The sequence below is a fragment of the Pseudomonas sp. S2_H01 genome (assembly GCF_054668305.1).
Genome location: NZ_CP162756.1, coordinates 1727994 through 1747518, shown reverse-complemented (window position 1 = coordinate 1747518; position 19525 = coordinate 1727994). Strand labels below are relative to the sequence as shown.

The following is a 19525-nucleotide window of genomic DNA, read 5'->3' as shown; positions in this document are numbered from 1 at the left end:
GGACGCTTCCGAAGTGCTCAATGTCGCTGTCCCAGCGCCTCTGCCCAGCCCCACGAGATCCGACAGAAGCTGAACATCTTCGATCAAGGGCAACTGAAGATCGATGAGACCAAGAACTGACGGTTAGATCGTGGTCGTCCGGGCGGGCCTCTCGCGAATGAATCTCCCACAGCAGGCATGCATTTTTCATATGGGAGGAATTCATTCGCGATGGCCGCACTTCGGCGATAACCCTCGCACACAAAAACGCCGCGATCATCGCGGCGTTTTTTTCTCTGAACATCCAGCTGTCGCTGCCAGGCTTGCCGGCGGTGGCGATATTGAAGGTATCACCGCCTACGAGCCATCCTCCTGTAGGAGCGCGCTTGCCCGCGATTGAGGTGCGTCAGGCACCATCAATGTTGGATATGCGAACGCCATCGCGGGCAAGCGCGCTCCTACTATGTGGTGGCGATCAGTAACTGTTACCCGTCAAGCTCGCAATGATCGACCGGTAGCTGTTCATCCGTTGCTGCTGCACGCGGCCGTCTTCAAGGCCCTGGAGCAACGCACAACCCGGTTCGCGGTCATGTTTGCAGTCGCGGAAGCGGCATCGGCCGAGCAGGTCGTTGAATTCGATGAAGCCCGCTTCGACGTCGGCGCGGCTCACGTGGCCAAGGCCGAATTCGCGAATCCCCGGTGAGTCGATCAGATCGCCGCCGCGCGGGAAGTGGAACAGACGTGCGGTGGTCGTGGTGTGCGTGCCCTGACCGGAATACTCCGACAGCGGTCCGACACGGGTGCCGACTTCGGGCAGCAGACTGTTCACCAGCGAGGATTTACCCACGCCCGATTGCCCGACGAACACGCTGATGTGGCCGTCCAGCTGGTCCTGCAGGTTTTGCATGCCGTTGCCGTGATGGGCCGAGACTTCCAGCACCGGATAACCAAGCGTGCGATAGACCTCCAGCAAAGCGTTCAGCGCCGGGGCGTTCTGATCGTCGATGAGGTCGAACTTGTTCAGCAGCAACAGCGGACGAATGCCGGCGTGTTCAGCGGCCACCAGATAACGGTCGATCAGGTTGGCGTGAGGCTCGGGCATGGGCGCGAACACGATGACGATCAGGTCCACGTTCGACGCGACCGGCTTGAGCTGGCCACGGGAGTCTGGACGGCACAGTTCGGTCGTGCGGGGCAGTTGCGCGACGATCACGCCGATGCCTTGGTTGCCCGCTCGCCAGACGACCTTGTCGCCTGTCACCAGTGCGGGCAGGTTGGCGCGCAAATGGCAACGGAACACCTGGCCGCTCAGTTCTCCTTCCTGCGCCTCGACTTCCACCTGTACGCCGAAATGCGCGATCACCAGCCCCGTTTGCTCCGGGCCCAGATCGCCGCCTTCCAGGGTTTCCAAGGCTTGCGATTCTCGTTTGGCGGCACGCGCTGCGCGCTCGCCCTGAATCTTTTCGATGCGCCAGTTCTGGCGGCGGTTGAGTTGGCGTTTGGCCATGGGTGCTCAGTGTTCCATTGGATAAAGCAGCTGAAGGTTAAAGCGGGGGGAGTCTAGCATGCCCGCCTGAGCTAAACTGCGCGCCTACGCTGAGGAGCCGACATATGCAGAGCAAGCAGAACCTGATCTGGATCGACCTGGAAATGACCGGTCTGGATCCCGATAACGACGTCATCATCGAAATGGCGACCATCATCACCGACAGCGAGCTCAATACGCTGGCCGAGGGACCGGTCATCGCCGTGCATCAGAGCGATGAGCTGTTGGCCGGGATGGACGAGTGGAACACCCGTCAACACGGCGGTTCGGGCCTGACCCAGCGCGTGCGCGAGAGCAAGATCTCCACGGCTGAAGCCGAAGCTATGACCCTGGAGTTCATCAAGCAGTGGGTGCCGGAGCGCAGCTCGCCCATCTGTGGCAACAGCATCTGCCAGGATCGCCGCTTCCTGTACAAGCGCATGCCGACGCTGGAAAACTACTTCCACTACCGCAATCTGGACGTTTCGACGCTCAAGGAACTGGCCGCGCGCTGGTCACCTGAGCTGAAATTCAAGAAAGGCAGCACGCACCTGGCGCTGGACGACATTCGCGAATCCATCGCCGAGCTGCGTTTCTACCGCGAGCATTTCATCAAGGTCTAAATCGTTAAGCGAAGAGGGCTTGATGATGCGCCCTCTTTTGGTGCTTCGGCACAGTGGTTAGACTGCGCCCCTTTCTCGCAGGGACTGCCGCCATGTTGTTGATGCTCTATCTGATCGCCATCACCGCCGAGGCCATGACAGGCGCGTTGTCGGCTGGTCGCCGGGGCATGGACTGGTTTGGCGTGGTGCTGATTGCCTGCATCACGGCGCTCGGTGGCGGCTCGGTACGCGACGTCCTGCTGGGGCATTACCCGCTGACGTGGGTCAAACACCCTGAATACCTGATCCTCACCAGCGTCGCGGCGTTGGTGACGATCTTTATCGCCCCGCTGATGCGGCACTTGCGCTCGCTGTTTCTGGTGCTCGACGCACTCGGGCTGGTCGCTTTCACGGTCATTGGCTGCATGACGGCGCTGGACATGGGCCTGAGCATGACGGTCGCAGCCGTCAGCGGCGTGATCACGGGGGTGTTCGGCGGGATCTTGCGGGACATCTTCTGCAACGACATCCCGCTGATTTTCCGGCGCGAGCTTTACGCCAGCGTGTCATTTGCCGCGGCGTGGTGTTTTCTGCTCTGTCAGTGGGCGGGATTGCCCATCGAGCAGGGCACATTGATCACGCTGTTTGGAGGGTTGCTGCTGCGCTTGCTGGCGATCAAATATCGCTGGGAAATGCCCAAGTTCGTTTACAAGGATGGGCATTGAGGCTCGCTGGTTTTTTAAATGGTTGGCGCTAATCAGATAATCGCGCCTCTCCTCTCATGCTGGAGCAACGCCCATTCCACATGCTCGCGCACCATCTCCGAGGGATGATCGAGTCGCGCCTTCAAGGCCTCGATCACCGGAATGCTCGACGGCGCATTGCCCAGACCCACCGCCAGATTCCTCAACCAGCGCTCATACCCGGCACGTCGCAGCGGTGAGCCTTCGGTGTTGCTCAAGAAGGTCGTTTCATCCCACAAAAACAACGTCGCCAGCTCGGCGTTATCAAGGCCGTGACGGGGCTTGAAGTCGTTCTGGTCAGTCGGGCGAGCGAATCGGTTCCAGGGGCAGACGATCTGACAATCGTCGCAGCCGAACACCCGATTGCCGATCATCGAACGCAGCGCTTCGGGAATGGATGTCTTCAGTTCGATGGTCAGGTAAGAGATGCATTTGCGCGCATCCAGCACATAGGGGCCTGCGAACGCGTTGGTCGGACAGATCTCCAGGCACGCGGTGCAGCGCCCGCAATGCTCGGTCGCGTGAGGTTCGTCTACCGGCAAGGGCAGGTCGACGAACAGTTCGCTGAGGAAAAAGTAGCTGCCTGCCTTGCGGTTGAGCACCAGCGTGTTCTTGCCGATCCAGCCCAATCCGGCTTGCTCGGCAATGGCTTTCTCCAGGACCGGCGCGCTGTCGACAAAGGCTCGGAAACCGAACGGCCCGATGGCTTGCTGGATGCGCTCTGCCAATTGCTGCACGCGTTTGCGGATCAGCTTGTGATAGTCGCGGCCCAGCGCATAACGCGACACGTAGGCTTTCTCTGGTTCTGCCAGACGTTGGGCCATGTGCGTGTCGCCGGGAAGATAGTCCATGCGCAGCGACACAACCCGTAACGTTCCCGGCACCAATTCGTCCGGATGCGAACGTTTGCTGCCATGGGCTGCCATATAGTCCATCTCGCCGTGATAACCGGCTTCGAGCCAGCGCTCCAGATGCTGCTCATGCTCCGCCAGATCCAGCCCCGAGATGCCGACCTGCTGGAACCCGAGCTCACGCCCCCAGTCCTTGATCGATTGGGCAAGTTCGTTCAACCCCGCAGCCGTCATGGGCACAGAGTGTTGGGATGGATCTACTGTAATCGCGGACATTGCAAAGAGGACACCGGGGCGCAGGTGCGTATAATTCTGCCAGACATCGGAGCTCAAAGACGCATGTTGCACAGCAAACCCCCATTACCCGACGCGCTGTATAGCGCCGCGCAAGTGCGTGACCTCGACGCACGCCTGATTGCTGCGGGCACGCCTGGCTTCGATTTGATGCAGCGCGCGGCTCATGCTGCGTGGCGAGCGTTGCGTCGGCGCTGGCCTGAAGCACGGCAACTGACCGTGCTGGCGGGGCGCGGCAATAACGCAGGCGACGGTTATTTGATCGCTGCGTTGGCGCAGCGTGCGGGGTGGCAAGTCTCGGCACTTGCGGTGGGCGACGTTTCTGCCCTGGCCGGCGATGCGGCGTCTGCCTATCAAGAAGCACTCGGGGCGGGCGTGAATGTGCTGCCTTGGGGGCAGCAACCGCTGGTCGGCATTCTCGTCGATGCGTTGCTCGGCACAGGCCTCAACGGCGATGTCCGTGAGCCGTATGCCAGCGCGATTGAGTGCATCAACGACAGCGGCCTGCCGGTGATGGCCGTCGATATCCCTTCGGGCCTGTGCGCGAACACCGGACGCACCCTGGGTATGGCCGTTCACGCCGACCTCACCGTGACTTTCATCGGCCTCAAAATCGGCCTGTTCACGGGCGATGCTCCCGAGCTTGTGGGCGAACTGGTTTTCGACGACCTGCAAGCCGATGCCGCGATCGTGGCGCAGACGCCGGTCAGCATTAAACGTCTGGATACATTCAACCTGCCCAGGCTGGCACCTCGCTCACGCACGACCCACAAAGGCATGTTTGGCCGAGTGCTGGTCGTCGGCGGCGATCTGGGGTTTGGGGGCGCAGCGCTTTTGGCCACCGAGAGCACGCTGCGCTGCGGCGCGGGTATGGTGACGCTGGCGACACGTCCCGAGCACGTTTCAGCGGCGCTCACGCGTTTTCCCGAAGTCATGACCGCAGGCATTCAATCGGCTAACCAGTTGATGGCGTTAATCGAACCCGCCAGCGTTCTGGTGGTGGGACCGGGTCTCGGGCAGCACAGTTGGGGGCGCAGTTTGCTGTCCGCGGTCGCCAGCGCTCCTCGCCCGCAAGTCTGGGACGCCGATGCATTGAATCAACTGGCGGCCGGGTCGGTCAGTTTGCCGAGCGGTTGCGTGATCACGCCGCATCCCGGTGAGGCTGCCCGTTTGCTGGGTGTCGGCACGCAGGCGATTCAGGCCGACCGTCCGGCGTCTGCCATGGCTCTCGCTAAAAAATACAACGCCGTCTGTGTACTCAAGGGCAGCGGCAGTCTGATTGCCAGTCCCGAAGGTGATCTGGCGTTAGCCGACCATGGCCATCCAGCGATGGCGACTGGCGGGTTGGGCGATGTGCTGTCCGGTGTGATCGGTGCCTTGATGGCGCAAAAGATGCCTGCGTTCGACGCAGCCTGCCTTGCGGTGTGGTTGCACGCGCTGGCCGGAGAAAAATGTGGAGCAAGCGGGCGGGGGATGGCTGCCGCTGATCTGATTCCTGTTATTCGTGAGCTTCTGGAGGAGCAACAACCGTGTCTGAGTTAACCCTGCATCTGGTGGGTGAAGAAGCCATGACGAGCTTTGGCGCACGGATTGCCCAAGTCACTGAAAGCAATGGGATTATTTTTCTCGAGGGCGATCTGGGCGCGGGCAAGACGACGCTGTCACGCGGGATCATCCGTGGCCTGGGTCACGTCGGCGCGGTCAAAAGCCCGACATTTACCCTCGTAGAACCTTACGAAATCGGGAGGAATCGCGCGTATCACTTTGATCTCTACCGACTTGTTGATCCAGAAGAGCTAGAATTCCTCGGCATACGCGATTACTTCGAAGGGGACGCGCTTTGCCTGATCGAGTGGCCCAATCTTGGTGCAGGCTTTTTGCCAAAGCCTGACCTGATCATTACCATTAGGCCCCACGCGGAAGGTCGAGTGCTGACTTTGAGCCCGAAAAGCTCGCGCGGCGAGCAGTGGTGTGCCGCTTTGGCTTTGGAATTCAAATAGATATGGGGTTAGGTATGCGCATGCGCGCGCTGGTTACTGTGGTAGGACTTCTGCTGGCGACATTGGCTGTCGACGCGTTGGCCGCTACACAGGTACGAAGTGTCCGCTTATGGCGTGCTCCGGATAACACCCGACTGGTCTTCGACCTGTCCGGCCCGGTACAGCACAGCGTCTTCACCCTGCAGTCTCCGGATCGTCTGGTCATCGACATCAACGGTGCGACGCTGGGCGGTTCGTTGAACATTCCCACGGCCAATACGCCGATCACCAGCATGCGTTCTGCACAGCGCACGCCGGATGACCTGCGGGTGGTCATCGACCTGAAAAAAGCGGTTACGCCGAAAAGTTTTACCCTGGCGCCGAACCAGCAATACGGCAACCGCTTGGTGGTTGACCTTTACGACAACGCTGCCGACGCCAATCCACCTCCGAGCGTCGCTGATACGCCTGCAACCGTTGCACCGGCCACGCCTGCAGTCCCGGTGAGCCCGTCGAAGCCTGAAATCAAACTGCCTCCTGTGCCTAACGGCAAACGAGACATCGTCGTCGTGGTCGATGCCGGGCACGGCGGTGAGGACCCGGGCGCCTCGGGCGGTCGCGGGCAGAAAGAAAAGAACGTGGTGCTGTCGATCGCAAAAGAACTGCAGCGTCAGATCAACGCCGAAAAGGGCTACCGCGCCGAGCTGACACGTACTGGCGACTACTTCATTCCATTGCGTAAACGTACCGAGATTGCCCGCGCCAAAGGTGCGGACCTCTTCGTGTCCATTCACGCTGACGCTGCGCCTTCGTCGGCAGCCTTTGGTGCTTCGGTGTTTGCCCTGTCGGATCGAGGCGCCACCTCGGAAACCGCCCGTTGGCTGGCAGACAGTGAAAACCGTTCCGACTTGATTGGTGGTGCGGGCGCTGTGAGCCTGGATGACAAGGACCGCATGCTGGCCGGTGTGCTGCTCGATCTGTCGATGACTGCCTCGCTGACCTCGAGTCTCAACGTGGGCCAGAAGGTGCTGACCAACATCGGGCGGGTGACTTCGCTGCACAAGTCGCGCGTCGAGCAGGCGGGCTTCATGGTGCTCAAGTCGCCGGATATTCCGTCGATTCTGGTTGAAACCGGCTTTATCTCTAATGCCGCCGAAGCCAACAAGCTAGAAGGCTCGAGCCATCAGCAGGCGTTGGCGCGTTCCATCACTGCAGGTGTGAAACAGTTCTTCCAGCAAAACCCGCCACAGGGCACTTACATTGCCTGGCTGCGTGACAACGGCAAGCTGGCCATGGGTGCTCGCGAGCACACGGTTCGCCCTGGCGAGTCCCTGAGCATGATTGCCGTGCGTTACGACATGAGCATGGAGGCACTGCGCTCGGCCAACAGGCTCAGCTCCGATGAGCTGAAGATTGGCCAGCAACTCAAGATCCCGAGCGCGGAACTGGCGGGTGAGCCATGACCGATCTGCTGCTTGATGAGCAGGGCTTTGACGCAGGTATAAACGCCGACAGTCCGGCCGCTCAAGCGGCGCGCATCCAGTTGCTCAGCCCGCGCCTGGCCAACCAGATTGCAGCAGGCGAGGTGGTTGAGCGTCCTGCGTCGGTGATCAAGGAACTGCTGGAAAACAGCCTCGACTCCGGTGCGCGCCGCATCGATGTGGATGTCGAACAGGCGGGCATCAAGCTTTTGCGGGTCCGCGACGACGGCGGTGGCATCTCCCCCGATGATCTGCCGCTGGCGTTGGCGCGACACGCCACCAGCAAGATTCGTGAGCTCGAAGATCTTGAGCGGGTCATGAGCCTGGGCTTCCGTGGCGAAGCGCTGGCGTCGATCAGCTCGGTCGCACGCCTGACGCTGACGTCTCGCACCCGTGATGCCGACCAGGCCTGGCAGGTTGAAACCGAGGGCCGCGACATGGCGTCCCGCGTTCAGCCTGCTGCGCATCCGGTCGGCACCTCGGTGGAAGTGCGCGATCTGTTTTTCAACACGCCTGCACGGCGCAAGTTTCTCAAGGCCGAAAAAACCGAATTCGATCATCTGCAGGAAGTGATCAAGCGCATGGCGCTGGCGCGTTTCGACGTTGCTTTCCACCTGCGGCATAACGGCAAGACGATCCTCAGCCTGCACGAGGCTCGCGATGACGTCGCGCGCGCGCGTCGGGTGTCCGCGGTCTGCGGCCCGGGCTTCCTTGAGCAGGCGCTGCCCATCGAGGTAGAGCGCAACGGCCTGAAACTGTGGGGCTGGGTGGGCTTGCCGACGTTCTCGCGCAGTCAGGCCGATCTTCAGTATTTCTTCGTCAACGGCCGCGCCGTTCGCGACAAGCTGGTCGCGCACGCCGTGCGTCAGGCCTATCGCGATGTGCTGTTCAATGGGCGTCATCCGACGTTCGTGCTGTTTTTTGAAGTGGATCCGGCCGTCGTCGACGTCAACGTGCACCCCACCAAGCACGAAGTGCGCTTTCGTGACGGGCGCATGGTCCACGACTTCCTGTATGGCACGCTGCACCGCGCGCTGGGTGACGTGCGCCCCGAAGATCAACTGGCCGGCACAACATCGGTTACGGCGCTGGTGCGTCCCACCGGGCCGGAAGCGGGCGAGTTCGGGCCGCAGGGCGAGATGCGTCTGGCGAACAATCTGCTGGAAACCCCGCAAGGTTCGGCCTGGAATCCGTCGTCCGAGGCGGGCGCCGGAACCGGGAGCGGGGCAGGATATCAGTATCAGTACACGCCCCGTCCTAGCGCGATGCTGCCAATCGCCGAGGCGCAGGCTGCGTATCGTGAGTTCTTCGCACCACTGCCCGGCGCCCAGGCGAATCCGGTCGCGACGGGTGTTGCCCTGCCCGAGTCTCAGGGCGATGTCCCGCCGTTGGGCTACGCGCTGGCGCAACTCAAAGGCATTTATATCCTTGCGGAAAACGCACACGGCTTGGTGCTGGTGGACATGCACGCCGCTCACGAGCGAATCATGTACGAGCGCCTGAAGGTCGCCATGGCCAGCGAAGGCCTCAGCGGTCAGCCGTTGTTGGTGCCTGAGTCGATCGCGGTCAGTCAGCGTGAAGCTGATTGCGCTGAAGAGCATATGGCAACGTTCCAGCAGTTGGGTTTCGAGCTGCAGCGCCTTGGCCCGGAGAGCTTGGCGATCCGACAGATTCCCGCGTTGCTCAAACAGGCTGAAGCCAACCGCCTGGTACACGACGTGCTGGCCGATTTGATGGAGTACGGCACCAGCGACCGCGTGCAGGCGCACATGAACGAACTGCTTGGCACGATGGCCTGTCATGGGGCGATCCGCGCGAACCGGCGTCTGGCAATCCCGGAAATGAATGGCCTTCTGCGCGATATGGAAAACACCGAGCGCAGCGGTCAATGCAACCACGGAAGGCCGACCTGGACCCAGCTGGGCCTGGACGATCTCGACAAACTATTCCTGCGCGGTCGCTGATGAGTGCTCTTCCTCCGGCCATCTTCCTGATGGGGCCGACCGCCGCTGGCAAGACCGATCTGGCTATCGAGCTGACCAAAGTCTTGCCTTGCGAACTGATCAGCGTCGATTCGGCGCTGGTTTATCGGGGCATGGACATCGGCACCGCCAAGCCTTCAAAGGCGCTTTTGGACACCTATCCGCACCGCCTGATCGATATCCTCGATCCCTCGCAGAGCTATTCCGCTGCTGATTTTCGTACCGACGCGTTGCAGGCCATGGCTGAAATCACCGCCCGGGGAAAAATTCCCCTGCTGGTGGGCGGCACCATGTTGTATTTCAAGGCTCTATTGGAAGGCCTGGCAGACATGCCGGCCGCTGATGCCGAGGTTCGTGCGCAACTGGAGGCTGAAGCGGCCAGTCGTGGCTGGCAGGCGTTGCACGATGAGTTGGCGAGTATCGACCCGGTGTCGGCGGCCAGGATTCATCCCAATGATCCTCAGCGGCTGGTTCGTGCGCTGGAAGTCTATCGGGTCAGCGGGATGAGCATGACCGCACATCGCGAGCAACAAAGTGCGCAAAGTGCTCAAGCTGGCGGTTCGGGGCGGCATCAATTGCCCTATACTGTCGCAAATCTCGCGATCGCACCGACGGATCGCAAGGTACTGCATGACCGGATCGCACTGCGTTTCAGGCAAATGCTTGATGAAGGATTCGTTGAAGAAGTTGTGGCGTTACGTTCGAGGGGTGACCTGCACTCGAATTTACCGTCTATAAGAGCTGTAGGGTATCGCCAGGTCTGGGACTATCTGGATGGCAAACTGACTCGGGACGAGATGCAGGAACGCGGCATCATTGCCACGCGTCAATTGGCCAAGAGACAGTTCACCTGGTTGCGAAGCTGGGAAGATTTACACTGGTTGGACAGCCTGGCTTGCGACAATCTGCCACGCACCTTGAAATACCTGGGATCGGCCTCCATATTGAGCTGAGTCCTTGCAATAGCCGTCTATCCTTGGGGGGTAACGGCCCAAGCCAATGTTTTCGAATTTATTCTATTGATCCTTAAAGGAGTGCGGCACATGTCAAAAGGGCATTCGCTACAAGACCCTTACCTGAACACTTTGCGTAAAGAAAAGGTTGGGGTTTCGATCTATCTGGTAAACGGTATCAAGCTGCAAGGCACGATCGAGTCCTTTGACCAGTTCGTTATTTTGCTGAAGAACACTGTCAGCCAAATGGTTTACAAGCACGCCATCTCCACCGTCGTTCCGGTTCGTCCTATTCGTCTGCCTAGCGCAACCGAATCCGACCAGGCTGACGCAGAGCCAGGTAACGCTTGATAGGAGTCTGCTTTGTTCTTTGAGCGCCACGGTGGTGGTGAGCGGGCAATCCTCGTTCATTTGGATGGTCAGGACCCTGAGGCGCGCGAAGATCCGCAGGAGTTCCGGGAGCTGGCTCTTTCGGCTGGTGCCGATATCGTCGCGTTTATCAACGTGCCACGGCATCGGCCAACGGCCAAATATCTGGTAGGCAGCGGCAAGGTCGAAGAGCTACGGGACCTGGTCAAAGCCGAGAAATCGGATATCGTCATTTTCAATCACGTCCTTACACCCAGTCAGGAACGCAACCTTGAAAGAGTTTTCGAGTGTCGCGTGCTTGACCGTACGGGCTTGATTCTCGACATTTTCGCCCAGCGGGCGCGCACTCATGAAGGCAAGTTGCAGGTCGAGCTGGCCCAGCTCGAGCACATGAGCACGCGTCTGGTTCGTGGCTGGACTCACCTTGAGCGTCAGGGCGGTGGTATCGGCCTGCGTGGTCCGGGTGAAACCCAGCTGGAAACGGACCGTCGTCTGTTGCGGGTCCGCCTGCGCCAGATCAAGGGCCGTCTCGAAAAAGTCCGCAGTCAGCGCGACCAGGCTCGTCGCGGTCGTTCACGCGCCGACATCCCCACGGTGTCCATCGTGGGCTACACCAACGCCGGTAAATCGACACTCTTCAATGCGGTGACCGATTCCGACGTCTACGCTGCTGACCAGTTGTTCGCAACGCTCGACCCGACGTTGCGCCGTCTTGAGCTCAACGACCTGGGGCCGATCGTCCTGGCCGACACCGTGGGCTTCATTCGTCACCTTCCGCACAAGCTGGTCGAGGCCTTTCGGGCTACGCTCGAAGAATCGAGCAACTCGGACCTGCTGCTGCATGTCATCGACGCTCACGAGCCCGATCGCATGGAGCAGATCGAGCAAGTGATGGTGGTGCTGGGCGAGATCGGTGCCCAGGACTTGCCGATGCTGGAGGTCTATAACAAACTCGATTTGCTCGAGGGGGTTGAGCCTCAGATTCAACGCGATGCCGATGGCAAGCCGCAGCGGGTCTGGGTATCTGCTCGTGATGGTCGCGGTCTGGACTTGCTCAAGCAAGCCATTGCCGAGCTGTTGGGGAATGATCTGTTTGTTGGCACTTTGTGTCTGTCACAACGCTTCGCCCGGCTGCGCGCCCAGTTTTTCCAATTGGGTGCGGTGCAGAGCGAAGAGCATGACGACGAAGGTCAAAGCCTGTTGGCTGTACGTTTACCCCGAGTTGAATTCAATCGCCTGGTGAGTCGCGAAGGACTGCAGCCGCTGGAATTCATCGAGCAACACACTTTGCAATAAAAGCCTGAAAAAGCGGTTGTGCTGCTTTGACAGGCATTCTGTAGCATTGGTCGGCGCGCCGCGGGCGCGTCTTTGCTTTATCAGATGGAGAGCGCTATGGCTTGGAATGAGCCGGGTGGCAACTCGAATAATCAGGATCCTTGGGGTGGTAAGCGCAAGGGCGGCGACCGCAAGGGGCCACCAGATCTCGACGAGGCCTTCCGAAAGCTGCAGGAAAGCCTGAATGGGTTGTTCGGTGGTGGTAAGAAACGCAGTGGTGATGGCGGCGGCAGTGGCGGCGGTTCGGGCAAGGGCGGCGGTCTTGGCCTGCTCGGCATCGGCCTGGTCGTGCTGCTCGCAATCTGGCTCTACAACGCGATCTACGTGGTAGACGAGCAAGAGCAAGCCGTGGTGCTGCGTTTTGGTAAGTACTATGAAACGGTCGGGCCGGGTCTGAATATCTATTTCCCGCCCTTTGACCGCAAGTACCTCGAGAACGTGACGCGTGAACGTGCGTACAGCAAGCAAGGGCAAATGCTCACCGAAGACGAAAACATCGTCGAGGTGCCGTTGACCGTGCAGTACAAGATCACCAACCTGCAGGATTTCGTGCTCAGCGTCGATCAGCCTGAAGTCAGTCTGCAACACGCTACCGAAAGCGCATTGCGCCATGTGGTCGGTTCGACTGCCATGGACCAGGTGCTGACCGAAGGTCGCGAGTTGATGGCGAGCGAGATCAAGGAGCGCCTTCAGCGTTTCCTCGACACCTATCGCACCGGCATCACCGTGACCCAGGTGAACGTACAGAGCGCTGCTGCGCCGCGTGAAGTTCAGGAAGCGTTTGATGACGTGATCCGTGCCCGTGAAGACGAGCAGCGTTCGCGCAACCAGGCCGAAACCTATGCTAACGGTGTGATTCCGGAAGCCCGTGGTCAGGCCCAGCGTATCGTCGAAGATGCCAACGGTTACCGTGACGAAGTGGTTTCTCGTGCCAAGGGTGAGGCGGATCGCTTTACCAAGCTGGTCGCCGAGTACCGCAAGGCACCCGAGGTTACCCGCGAGCGTCTGTACCTGGACACCATGCAAGAAGTCTTCAGCAACACCAGCAAGGTACTCGTGACCGGCGACAAGGGTCAGAACAACTTGCTCTATCTACCATTGGACAAAATGATCGAAGGCAGCCGTAGCGGTTCGGCATCGTCTGCAAGCGGCGCGGCGACCACTGTCGTCGATCCGGGCTCTCGGGCTGCGGACATGCAACAGCAACGCGACACGCGCACTAGGGAGACTCGCTGATGAGCAATAAATCTCTGGTTGCCCTGATTGTCTGTGTCGTTCTGGCTGTTGTGGCGTGGAACAGCTTCTACATCGTTGCTCAGACCGAGCGTGCCGTGCTCTTGCAATTCGGTCGCGTGGTTCAGGCTGATGTTCCACCGGGTCTGCACGTCAAGGTTCCGTACGTGAACCAGGTGCGCAAGTTCGACGGTCGCCTGTTGACCCTGGATGCGCCGACTCAGCGTTTCCTGACGCTGGAAAAGAAAGCCGTCATGGTCGATGCCTACGCCAAGTGGCGCGTGAAGGACGCTGAGCGTTTCTACACCGCGACATCGGGTCTGAAGCAGATCGCCGACGAACGTCTGTCGCGTCGTCTTGAATCGGGTCTGCGTGACCAGTTCGGTAAGCGCACCCTGCACGAAGCCGTGTCGGGTGAGCGTGATGCGCTGATGGCTGACATCACGGCGTCGCTGAACAAGATGGCCGAGAAAGAACTGGGCATCGAAGTCATCGACGTTCGCGTCAAGGCGATCGACCTGCCGAAGGAAGTGAACCGCAGCGTGTTCGAGCGTATGAGCACCGAGCGTGAACGTGAGGCACGCGAGCATCGCGCCAAGGGTAACGAGCTGGCAGAAGGCATTCGTGCCGATGCTGATCGTCAACGCCGCGTGCTGCTGGCTGAGGCGTATCGTGAGTCCGAGGAAGCGCGTGGTGACGGTGATGCACAAGCCGCCGCGATCTATTCCAAGGCCTACGGCCAGGACCAGGAGTTCTATGCGTTCTATCGCAGCCTGCGCGCCTACCGTGAAAGCTTCGCCAACAAAAGTGACGTGATGGTGCTGGATCCAGGCAGCGAATTCTTCCGCTATCTGAATAAAGCCAAACCGTGATCGTCAACCGCAATTGAGACCTCCGCCGGGCGGCAAAACTGTCCGGCGGGGTGATCGCACGCGAAAACGTGTGTATGATGCGGCAGCCGGGAAATTCCCGGCTTTTTTGCGTCTACACGATTGATTGGCCGTGGCGTGTTTCGTGCGCGGCAGTTTTTTCGAGGACAGTGTTGGCAAATCTGCGGCGCGTCTCGTTCTGGAATTAACGTTCCTGGACACGTTCGTCGGGCTCAACGCTGTCTGCTTCACTCAAGGCTTGCCCAAGGGTTGGCCGCCCGGATCATAGGGGAAAGGCGTAATGGCAACGGTTGACCGCTGGCTGCTGCCGGATGGCATCGAAGAAGTACTGCCGCCGGAAGCTGCGCGCATAGAAGTGGCGCGTCGTCAGGTGTTGGATCTGTTTCAGAGCTGGGGCTATGAGTTCGTCGTCACCCCACACATCGAATACCTTGAATCACTGCTCACAGGCGCTGGCCAGGATCTGGATCTGCGCACCTTCAAAGTGGTCGATCCGCAATCAGGTCGGCAGATGGGTTTCCGCGCGGACATCACGCCGCAGGTCGCCCGCATCGACGCGCATACCCTGCGCCGCGAAGGCCCGAGCCGTCTGTGCTACGCCGGCAGCGTCCTGCACGCTCAGCCACGCGCACTGTCCTCCTCGCGCAGCCCGATTCAGCTCGGTGCCGAGTTGTACGGCGATGCCAGTCCAAGCAGCGATGTCGAAGTCATCAGCCTGATGCTGGCTATGCTGAAACTGGCAGATGTGCCTGACGTCCATATGGATCTGGGGCATGTCGGCATTTACCGTGGCCTGGCCCGTGCGGCCGGTTTGTCCGGTGAGGTCGAGCAACAACTGTTTGATGCATTGCAGCGCAAGGCAATCGACGAAGTCATCGCTTTGACCGAAAACCTGCCGGCGGACCTGGCAGCCATGCTGCGTGCGCTGGTCGATCTGTGTGGTGGCCGCGAAGTATTGACCGCGGCCCGTGATCGTCTCGCCAAGGCGCCAGCACCGGTTATCGAGGCGCTGGATGACTTGCTGGAAATCGCCGAGCGGCTGTCGGCGCGTTTCCCTGATCTACCGTTGTATTTCGACCTCGGTGAGTTGCGCGGCTATCACTACCATACGGGTGTGGTGTTCGCGGTGTTCGTGCCGGGTGTCGGCCAATCGATCGCCCAGGGTGGTCGCTACGATGACATCGGTGCTGACTTTGGTCGCGCACGTCCGGCAACGGGCTTCTCCACCGATTTGAAAACCCTGGTCACGCTGGGGCAGGCGCAGATCGAGCTACCGTCTGGCGGTATCTGGATGCCTGACAGCACCGATGCGGCACTCTGGCAGAAAGTCTGCCAGCTGCGCAGCGAAGGTGAGCGCGTGGTTCAGGCGTTGCCAGGCCAGTCGGTCTCGGCGGCGAAAGAAGCCGATTGCGATCGGCAATTGATTCAGCATGGCGAGCTTTGGCAGGTACTGCCGCTGGCCTCTTGAGTTTTCCAGTCGGCTGCAGCCGGCACCCAGTTTGCGTGAATGAGGACAAGTGTTATGGGTAAGAATGTCGTAGTCCTGGGCACCCAGTGGGGTGATGAGGGCAAAGGCAAGATCGTTGATCTGCTGACCGAACATGCTACCGCGGTAGTTCGCTATCAAGGCGGCCACAACGCCGGTCACACCCTGGTGATCGATGGCGAGAAAACCGTTCTGCACCTGATTCCGTCCGGCGTACTGCGCGAAGGCGTTCAGTGCCTGATCGGCAACGGCGTGGTCGTGGCGCCTGACGCACTCATGCGTGAAATCACCAAGCTGGAAGAGAAGGGTATTCCGGTGCGCGAGCGTCTGCGCATCAGCCCGTCCTGCCCGCTGATCCTGTCGTACCACGTTGCGCTGGACCAGGCGCGTGAAAAAGCCCGTGGCGAGCACAAGATCGGTACAACCGGTCGTGGCATCGGCCCGGCTTACGAAGACAAGGTTGCGCGTCGTGGCCTGCGCATCGGTGACCTGTTCCACCGTGAGCGTTTCGCCGCCAAGCTGGGCGAGTTGCTGGATTACCACAACTTCGTTCTGGTGAATTACTACAAAGAGCCGGCAATCGACTTCCAGAAAACACTCGACGAGTGCATGGAATACGCTGAGCTGCTCAAGCCAATGATGCTCGACGTCACCGCTGCGCTGCACGAAATGCGTCGCGCTGGCAAAGACATCATGTTCGAAGGCGCACAGGGTTCGCTGCTGGACATCGACCACGGGACCTACCCTTACGTCACCAGCTCCAACACGACCGCTGGCGGCATTGCCACCGGTTCGGGTGTCGGCCCGATGTTCCTGGACTACATCCTGGGTATCACCAAGGCCTACACCACGCGTGTGGGTTCGGGTCCGTTCCCGACCGAGCTGTTCGACGACGTGGGTGCATTCCTGGCCAAGCGCGGTCATGAGTTCGGCGCGACGACCGGCCGTGCCCGTCGTTGCGGCTGGTTCGATGCTGTCATCCTGCGTCGCGCCATCGACGTCAACAGCATCTCGGGCATTTGCCTGACCAAGCTGGACGTGCTTGACGGTCTTGAAACCATCAACATCTGCGTAGGCTACAAGAACGCAGACGGCGCAGTCATCGACGCGCCGACCGATGCTGACAGCTACATCGGCCTTGAGCCTGTTTACGAGCAAATGCCTGGCTGGACCGAGTCGACCTTGGGCGCCAAGACCCTTGAAGAGCTGCCAGCAAACGCGCGCGCATATATCGCTCGTCTGGAAAAGCTGGTCGGTGCGCCGATCGACATTATTTCGACGGGCCCTGATCGCAACGAGACCATCGTTCTGCGTCACCCGTTCGCTTGATAAGTCGTTGAAATAAAAACAAAGGGTCGCTCAGGCGGCCCTTTGTTTTGCCTGCTTGATCGTCCTCGCAATGTCGGCACAACACTTGCTGTAAATACCGCCAGAAAAGATGCCATCATTTTAATGGCGTTTGTTGTGGGGGAATCTCCTGTGTCAGCCGTCCTTTCGCTTCTTCGCAGCCGCTTGCTGCGCCCCGTATTCATTGCGCTTGGCATTGCCCTTTTGGTGCAGGTCCTGGTGGCGGTCGCCCTTACCCGGAGCACCGTGACTGCGCTGGAAGCTGACCTCGCCGCACGGCTGGGTGTAGATTCGCAACACTTGTCGGGAGAACTGGAGCAGGCGAGCCGTGACGTAACGTCCAGCCTCGACAGCCTTTCTCAACATACCCGTCAACGTCTGAGCGCCGGTTTGTCCGCCCGTCTGAAGGATGAACAAAAGCAACTGCGCGCCACGCTGGAAAAAGACCTGAAGGACTCGGCTACCGATATGGCTGAGCTTCTCGCGGCAGTTGCCCCGCGCGCCATGTGGGACGGCGACACCCCGACGCTGTCGGAATTCGCGCGCCGTGCGCAGCGCAATCCCAATGTGTTGTTCGTGGTTTACGACGATGCGCAGGGTGAGCATCTGACCCGTTATCTGAATCGTGACAACGAGTCGATTAAGTCGCTGCTCGCCAAGGGCGAGGGTGAGCGGGCAATGGACAAGGTCCTCAATGCCGCGCAGAAAGACCCTTCGGTTTATTACGTCGAAGCGTCGATCAGCCCTAACGGTGTGGAAATCGGCAAGGTGCGCATGGGCGTGTCGACCGCCACCGTCGAAGAAAATCTGATGGCGCTGGACAAGCGTTTCACTGCACTGATTGGCAGCGGCGAGCAGCTTGTCTCAGAGAGTCTGGGCGGCGCGGCCGCTGAGAGTTCCAGTGCTCTGCGTTCCCGTCTGACGACGGCGCAGACAGCAGCGTCGGCGATGGCCACCAATACCAGCACCACTGTTCAGGATGCTGCGGCCACGCTGCGTTGGAGAATCGGCGTAGGCCTGGCGTTGGTGGGTCTTGCCGTATTGCTGGTGCTGGCCGTGGTGCTGGGTCGTCGCGTGGTTCTGCGCTTGCAATTGCTCAATCGCGCGCTGGACGATCTGGCAGCGGGCGAGGGTGACCTGACCAAGCGCGTCAAACTCAACAGTAACGACGAAATCGGCGATATGGCCGCGGCGGTGAACCGGTTCGTGGACAAGCTGCAGCCGATCGTTCGTGAGGCGGGAGACGTTGCGCAGCAGACCGGTGTCGAGATCGGCGCCATGAGCAAGCGCAATGCCGGTGCCGATGCGGCCGCAGAATTGCAGCGCGATGAGGTGGCCGCCAGTCTTCAGGCGTTGGCGCAAATGGCTGACGAAGCGCAGGCCGAGAGCCATGCTATGCAAGCAGCGCTGCAGCAGGTGGTCGATATTCGTCAGGCGACCGATGAAAACACCCGTACTTCGAATCAGGTCGGTGGTTTGATCGAGGCGTTGGCCGGACAGGTTGAGGCCGGCTCGCAGGTTATCGAGCGTTTGGCGCAGCAGAGCCAGCAGATTGAGGTGGTGCTGGAGGTGATTCACGGCATCGCCGAGCAGACCAACCTCTTGGCGCTCAACGCCGCCATTGAGGCGGCGCGCGCAGGCGAGACCGGCCGTGGTTTTGCGGTGGTCGCTGATGAGGTGCGGGCGCTGGCGAGCAAGACGCAAAGTTCCACAGGTGATATTCAGGAGCACATCGCCAAGTTGCAGTCCGGGGCGAAGGAGGCAGTCGCGACGATCGGTCTGGCAGGGCGTCAGGCCAAGGAGGGGCTTGCGGTCTTGCGTGACAGCGCGCGCCTTCAGCAAACCGTGCAGGTGTCGGTTGAGCAGGTTCATGCAGCCATTGGATTGGCGACACGCGCGGCTGAGCATCAAGCCAAGGGTGCGCAGGCTGTGAGAGGGCGTGTGGAGAATATCCATGCACAAGCCGAAAAGGCTGCGCAGGCGGTCGTTGAAACGACGGCAAGTGGCAAGACACTGGACAAGCTTGCGGCGCAGTTGAAGGCAAGCCTGGGGCAGTTCCGGGCTTGATACGCTTTGATTGACCCTTTGCAGGGGTGAGCTTGCTCGCGATCACAACGCATCAGGCAATGCTGCGCGCACTGATGTAGGGCTGTCGCGAGCAAGCCTGCTCTGCAGGTGAGGCGGGCTTCGGGTCCGAAAATTCCAATCCCCGAAAAGCACAAAACCGAGCACTTGGCTCGGTTTTGTTTTGTTTGGTGCCCAGGAGAAGACTCGAACTTCCACGACCGTAAGGTCACCAGCACCTGAAGCTGGCGTGTCTACCAATTTCACCACCTGGGCATGGCGCTGATTTAATTAGATTTTTCATTTCAATGCAACACAAATTTGCGATTTTGTGAGGGGCGTGAGAAATCTTCAGCGGGATGCAGACGCAGTGGGCGTTCGATAGGGAGAAGGAAGTGATCTACGCTCAGAT

The 19525-nt window shown here is 60.1% G+C and carries 16 protein-coding genes, 1 tRNA gene and 1 pseudogene; 15 read left to right on the top strand and 3 right to left on the bottom strand.

The genetic code is table 11. From position 1 onward, the window contains the following. Positions 1 to 454: 454 nt before the first annotated feature. Complete coding sequence (gene rsgA, locus AB4N84_RS07740; protein WP_460045844.1) at positions 455 to 1486, bottom strand: small ribosomal subunit biogenesis GTPase RsgA; 1032 nt, start codon at positions 1484 to 1486, stop codon at positions 455 to 457. 104 nt (positions 1487 to 1590) lie between these two features. Between rsgA and orn the strand changes: the two genes are divergently transcribed. Then, on the top strand, positions 1591 to 2127 hold the full coding sequence (gene orn, locus AB4N84_RS07735) for an oligoribonuclease (protein ID WP_074751815.1): 537 nt from the start codon (positions 1591 to 1593) through the stop codon (positions 2125 to 2127). A gap of 92 nt (positions 2128 to 2219) precedes the next feature. Continuing rightward, on the top strand, positions 2220 to 2831 hold the full coding sequence (locus AB4N84_RS07730; RefSeq protein ID WP_074751817.1) for a trimeric intracellular cation channel family protein: 612 nt from the start codon (positions 2220 to 2222) through the stop codon (positions 2829 to 2831). A gap of 32 nt (positions 2832 to 2863) precedes the next feature. On the opposite strand, the gene queG is transcribed toward AB4N84_RS07730, so the two are convergent. Continuing rightward, complete coding sequence (gene queG / locus AB4N84_RS07725) at positions 2864 to 3934, bottom strand: tRNA epoxyqueuosine(34) reductase QueG (protein WP_460046958.1); 1071 nt, start codon at positions 3932 to 3934, stop codon at positions 2864 to 2866. A 105-nt stretch (positions 3935 to 4039) separates the two neighbouring features. Here queG and AB4N84_RS07720 point away from each other — a divergent pair, with 105 nt between their 5' ends. The 13 genes and pseudogenes from AB4N84_RS07720 (at position 4040) to AB4N84_RS07660 (ending at position 19116) form a co-directional block, all read left to right on the top strand. Further along, positions 4040 to 5536 carry an NAD(P)H-hydrate dehydratase gene (locus AB4N84_RS07720; RefSeq protein WP_460045842.1) on the top strand — a complete coding sequence of 499 codons (1497 nt, stop codon included), beginning with the start codon at positions 4040 to 4042 and terminating at the stop codon, positions 5534 to 5536. Then, on the top strand, positions 5524 to 5994 hold the full coding sequence (gene tsaE / locus AB4N84_RS07715; protein WP_074751824.1) for a tRNA (adenosine(37)-N6)-threonylcarbamoyltransferase complex ATPase subunit type 1 TsaE: 471 nt from the start codon (positions 5524 to 5526) through the stop codon (positions 5992 to 5994). Before AB4N84_RS07720 ends, tsaE begins: the two co-directional genes overlap by 13 nt. Positions 5995 to 5996: 2 nt before the next feature. Continuing rightward, positions 5997 to 7436, top strand: a complete 1440-nt coding sequence (locus AB4N84_RS07710) for an N-acetylmuramoyl-L-alanine amidase (protein WP_460045841.1) — start codon at positions 5997 to 5999, stop codon at positions 7434 to 7436. After that, entirely contained in the window at positions 7433 to 9418 is a 1986-nt protein-coding gene (gene mutL / locus AB4N84_RS07705; protein WP_460045840.1) for a DNA mismatch repair endonuclease MutL, read from the top strand. Before AB4N84_RS07710 ends, mutL begins: the two co-directional genes overlap by 4 nt. Then, positions 9418 to 10389, top strand: a complete 972-nt coding sequence (miaA, locus tag AB4N84_RS07700; protein WP_460045838.1) for a tRNA (adenosine(37)-N6)-dimethylallyltransferase MiaA — start codon at positions 9418 to 9420, stop codon at positions 10387 to 10389. The genes mutL and miaA overlap by 1 nt, the downstream gene beginning before the upstream one ends. 90 nt (positions 10390 to 10479) lie before the next feature. Beyond that, positions 10480 to 10740, top strand: coding sequence for an RNA chaperone Hfq (gene hfq / locus AB4N84_RS07695; protein ID WP_062379035.1), 261 nt, complete (start codon positions 10480 to 10482; stop codon positions 10738 to 10740). A 12-nt stretch (positions 10741 to 10752) separates the two neighbouring features. Further along, a complete protein-coding gene (hflX, locus tag AB4N84_RS07690; protein ID WP_074751831.1) occupies positions 10753 to 12054 on the top strand; it encodes a ribosome rescue GTPase HflX in 1302 nt (433 codons plus the stop codon). A gap of 96 nt (positions 12055 to 12150) precedes the next feature. After that, entirely contained in the window at positions 12151 to 13329 is a 1179-nt protein-coding gene (gene hflK / locus AB4N84_RS07685) for an FtsH protease activity modulator HflK (RefSeq protein ID WP_460045837.1), read from the top strand. After that, positions 13329 to 14198: a protease modulator HflC gene (hflC, locus tag AB4N84_RS07680; RefSeq protein ID WP_346828856.1), complete on the top strand. Its 870-nt coding sequence runs from the start codon at positions 13329 to 13331 to the stop codon at positions 14196 to 14198. Before hflK ends, hflC begins: the two co-directional genes overlap by 1 nt. Positions 14199 to 14496: 298 nt before the next feature. Further along, a complete protein-coding gene (locus AB4N84_RS07675; RefSeq protein WP_074751837.1) occupies positions 14497 to 15684 on the top strand; it encodes an ATP phosphoribosyltransferase regulatory subunit in 1188 nt (395 codons plus the stop codon). A gap of 54 nt (positions 15685 to 15738) precedes the next feature. Beyond that, positions 15739 to 17031 carry an adenylosuccinate synthase gene (locus AB4N84_RS07670; protein WP_460045835.1) on the top strand — a complete coding sequence of 431 codons (1293 nt, stop codon included), beginning with the start codon at positions 15739 to 15741 and terminating at the stop codon, positions 17029 to 17031. A 123-nt stretch (positions 17032 to 17154) separates the two neighbouring features. Continuing rightward, positions 17155 to 18210, top strand: a pseudogene (locus AB4N84_RS07665) (methyl-accepting chemotaxis protein); the annotation flags it as partial. Positions 18211 to 18231: 21 nt separating this feature from the next. Next, positions 18232 to 19116 (top strand): methyl-accepting chemotaxis protein, encoded by an 885-nt coding sequence (locus AB4N84_RS07660; protein WP_460046957.1) that lies wholly within the window; start codon positions 18232 to 18234, stop codon positions 19114 to 19116. A 186-nt stretch (positions 19117 to 19302) separates the two neighbouring features. Here AB4N84_RS07660 and AB4N84_RS07655 read toward each other — a convergent pair. Further along, positions 19303 to 19389, bottom strand: a tRNA-Leu gene (locus AB4N84_RS07655). Positions 19390 to 19525: the final 136 nt, after the last annotated feature.